This window comes from Pseudomonas sp. EA_65y_Pfl2_P74 (assembly GCF_963970575.1).
Taxonomy (GTDB): Bacteria; Pseudomonadota; Gammaproteobacteria; order Pseudomonadales; family Pseudomonadaceae; genus Aquipseudomonas; species Aquipseudomonas baetica_A.
Genome location: NZ_CAXAOQ010000064.1, coordinates 1 through 4,230, shown reverse-complemented (window position 1 = coordinate 4,230; position 4,230 = coordinate 1). Strand labels below are relative to the sequence as shown.

2 protein-coding genes and 1 pseudogene are annotated in these 4,230 nt (G+C 57.0%); all 3 read right to left on the bottom strand.

The features are described from left to right. Positions 1 to 129: 129 nt before the first annotated feature. Positions 130 to 918: pseudogene (locus AACY18_RS27730) on the bottom strand (DUF6708 domain-containing protein); the annotation flags it as partial. Next, the gene (locus AACY18_RS27725) at positions 915 to 1,865 is read right to left on the bottom strand and encodes a hypothetical protein (RefSeq protein WP_339466828.1); all 951 of its coding nucleotides are present in this window, start codon (positions 1,863 to 1,865) and stop codon (positions 915 to 917) included. The gene AACY18_RS27725 and the pseudogene AACY18_RS27730, both read right to left, overlap by 4 nt. Continuing rightward, positions 1,862 to 4,230 (bottom strand): hypothetical protein (locus AACY18_RS27720; protein WP_339466827.1); only part of this gene is annotated, 2,369 nt, incomplete at its 5' end. The genes AACY18_RS27720 and AACY18_RS27725, both read right to left, overlap by 4 nt.

Sequence of the window (4,230 nt, the reverse complement as noted above, 5' to 3'; positions counted from 1 at the left end):
GGTCTGGCCAGACAAGAAACTGGGAGCCGATGGGCACTGTGATGTTGAACCCGGATCGGCAGCAGCAGACCGAGAAAAGAGCGGCATAGTTAGACGGCGACGCGACAACAACCTTGAAAAACGCCGGTACAGCTTCTTCCTTTGCAGGTAGGTGGCGAGAGGAGCATTGAAGATGAATACGCCAAAGACACCTTCCCACAACAGGGTCAAAAACCAGCCACGTTCTTTGGCTATATCCTTCATGTAATCGATGTAGTAACGCAGGTTTGCCCCTGAATTAAGCGCTGCGGCATCCGGTGCCGCCTCTGGCCCGATCTCCATATAACTGCGCATGCATTCCCACAACGCCATTGCCGTAGTGCCGCCGCCACAGTTGAAGCCCAGCGAAAAGTGCTTGTTGTCTTCCGTGGCTTGCGAGTCGGTGTTTTCGAAAGCGATGACCAGTAGACCCATTGTGGCTTTGCCGGCCTGACTGACTGATGAATGCTGGGTGGCGGCGGCTGTCACGGTTTCCCAAGGGACGATCCAATACTCGCCGTTTTCGCGGGGGACGCAGACTTCGCGGCGTTGGCGGTTGAAGCGTACGGGTAAGGGGACTTTTCGGAAGAGGCCTTGGATCAGAAACAGTGCTGGAACACCCGTGATTATTCCTCCACCGATGAGTGCAAAAGCACTTAGGTCTGGCGCAATGTTCCTAAACCCATAAGCCATAGCTAAAAACAACATCACTCCAGGCCAAAGCACCATCACCGCAGATCCGATGCTGTAATTACCAATATCGAGAAACACCTCGTTCTTGCGCCAGATGATATTCAACACATCAGAGGATTTTCTACCGGTTGGAATCGGCAATGGCGCCAAGTAATCATTGCGCGAAAACATCCGTTTTTTCGTCGTTCCTGCCGGTGGCGTACTCATGACTGCGCCTCCACTCGCCCGGCCAACTCGGCTTCGCGCTTGACGATGGCTTCTTCCAACTCCGGGGAGCGTTTGGTCCATTGCTCCGGGAGGAGTGGTTTTGACCATTCGATGATGTCGGGATTAGAAAGCTCGGGCGGTGGCGATAACTTCCACTCTTGCAACATCATCGCCAGTGGTGCCCCCAAGAGCACTGCAGCAATGATCAGCCACGCTGCCTTGCCAACCTCTTGCGCGACCAAATGATGTCTGATGCCATCCACATATTCACAACAAATGCCCCAAAAGACGCCTCTGCCCCGCAGCTTTTCTCGTCCGCCCTCGAAGTCATTTGTCTGTGGCAAAACTTGCGGGCCAATTTCCATATAACTGCGCATGCATTCCCACAACGCCATTGCCGTGGTGCCGCCACCGCAGTTGAAGCCCAGCGAAAAATGCTTGTTGTCTTCCGTAGCGTGCGGGTCGGGGTTTTCGAAACCGATGACCAGTAGACCCATCGTGGCTTTGCCGGCCTGACTGACTGATGAATGCTGGGTGGCGGCGGCTGTCACGGTTTCCCAAGGGACGATCCAGAATTCGCCATCGTTGCGGGGGACGCAGACTTCGCGGCGTTGGCGGTTGAAGCGTATAGGTAAGGGGACTTCGCGGAAGAGGCCTTGAATCACAAATATTGAAGGGATGCCTATGATCAATAACGCCGCAATCCAGATCAGCCCGGGGTCTGGAGTGATGAAGCCCATAAATACAAATACCATCAGCGACGGCCACATCACCATGACCGTCGAACCGATGCTGTAGTTACCGATATCGAGAAACACCTCGTTCTTGCGCCAGATGGTGTTGAGCACATCACAAGGCTTTTCACCCGTGGGAATGGGCAATGGAGCCAGATAGTCATTACGCGAAAAAATCCTTTTTCCCGTTGTGCCCGCCGGTGGCGTACTCATCGTTTGTCCTTGGGTTGCAGGTAAATGGCGCCGGGATGATCCTCACCGAGCGGATAATTCGGTACACGATCAAGTTCAGGCGTTGGGTCGGCTCGCAGCGCTACGACACCCGTGGAGTTGTTCAAGGTAAAAGCCAAACCTCGCTCCCCGCCGATAAAACTTCGAGCGCCGAGTATCGCGATCAGTGGGGTGCGATAACGCAACCTTAGCGACAACGTGCTGGGTGGTGTGTTCAGCAAGTCTTTCACCTCTTTGAAAGGACCGCTTATACGCAGGCCCTGACCCTCCTCGAACGGTATCCACTGGCAACTGCTGTCGGACAACCAGAAGGGCGTCATATCGCGCCACGGACGGGGTGGCCTGAAATAGTCGCTCGGACTATTTTTGATCAGGTAGCGGTTTGCGAGGGTATCCACCGGGTCACCGACCATGCTCAGCTCCAGGTAGACACTGTTTGGCTCGGCGCCTGGCAAATCGATGGTCAGAGAATCAATGGCGCTGACGAACGCCAGACCGGAACGACCGTTATCAGTCGCCTGATTAGAACTGCTTTGCATGGTGACCCGAGGCGTATAGAGGATGAGGTACAAACGGTCGAGTTCGTCGTGTTGGGCTTTAGGCGCGATGGGGTCCAGATCGATAGCACGCGCTTTAGACCAACAGCAATTGTTCAGGAAGTTTTGCAGCGGTGTTTTCTCAAAAATCCAGGCAGTCAGATACAGTACGCCAAGGCCTAGAATGATCCAGTTCAACGGTCCCATGTAGAGCGTGTAGCGCAAGATGGCGACTTCCGCTGTTACTGAACCGGCCAAGGCGCGGGCGGTATAGCCAAGCCCCAATATCGCTTGGGCGCCGAAGGCTGCTACCTGCCCTCCGACCGCGATCTGACGCATCTGCAGCCATGGATCGACTTGGTTTTGGGCGCTTTCCAATCGTGATTGCAGGGATTGGAATTCGTTTATTGCAGCACCAGTAGAAAGCGCACCAATCACCCCACCAAACAACGTCAGCATTGGTGCGCTTCCCATCCTGCCGCCCGGAAGCTTGACGGACATTTCCTTAACCCCCAACCCCATCCGCACCTGACTATCCACCACCGCCACCAACGCCGCCGCCCCATACAAACTCGCCGACACCGTGTCATTCACTCGCCGAGCATCCATCCCCTCCAGCACCCCTGCCTCGCTCAAATAATTCTGCACATTCACCACGTTCACCAACAACGCCGCCAACGGCACCACTCCCCCGCTGTTGACCACCACGGGCGAATTCACAATCCGCTCCACCCGCCCAACCCCAATGGCTTTCCCCGTCTTGTTCACCCATTCACCCAACGCCTCGGCCCGTTGCCCGAACAACTTCCACACTTGCCGCGCGCCCTCGGTCACGAACTGCAAACGGCTTTCCCCGCCCAACCTCGCGGCAAGAAAAATGCTCATCCACGACGCGCTGAAACCCTTGTCACCCTTGAGCAACAACAACGCTGCACCCAGCCGATTGACCAGCACATTCCATTGACTGTCGGCCTCGCGGGCCATGGTCGCGATGTCATCCAGCACCACCACACTCAACGGCGCCAGGGCCTGATGGGTGGCGCTGATGTTGTCGGCGGACAGGGCGGCCATCAACTCGCCAAGGCGCGAGGCGTTGTTGACTGCCGCCTCAAGCGACGGTGTCCAGGCGTTGAACAGTTGCCGAAGTGCGCCACCGTCGGCGGCGCGCACGTAGTCGGCGTATTGCTCGGCGCCTTGGGCGCGGAGGCATTGCGCGGTCAGGCAACCGCTGGCGAGTTCAGTCAGCCATTGGCGCGTCGGCAGATCGTCGTAATCGACAAACCAGGTGCCGCTGGCCGAGCGTTTCAGGTACACGCCACGGTCGGCGAACAACGCAGTGTGGTGTTGTTCGAGTTGTTGGAAGTGGCCGGCGGCGGTGTCGGTGAACCATGTGTCCATGGCATCGAGGTCGATGTACTTGCCGACCTTGGCGCTGAATGCGTGATTGTTGAGGTTGGCGTGTTTTTCCGCGCGGTATTGCCGGACCACTTCCTCCGCTTCGTAGTACAGGTCGGCCGGAATAAACGCCCGCACCGGGCCGACGATGGCTGCGATACGCGCATCACGGGCGGCCGCTTCGGCCTGGGTCGGCCGACCGCCGTATTGACGATTCCGGGTTTCAACCCTGAGTTCTTCATGCAGGCGATCCTGGGTGTCGAGCATGATCTGGCCCTGCTCGGGCGTGAGGCTGATGTCGCGATCCTTGTAGCGATAACTGAGATTACCGGCCAGTTCGGCGCCATCCTCGCTGATCAAGCTGCGCACAAAGCCGCCGATGCTCAGGCGCAGATTGTTTTCGCCCAACCATTTTT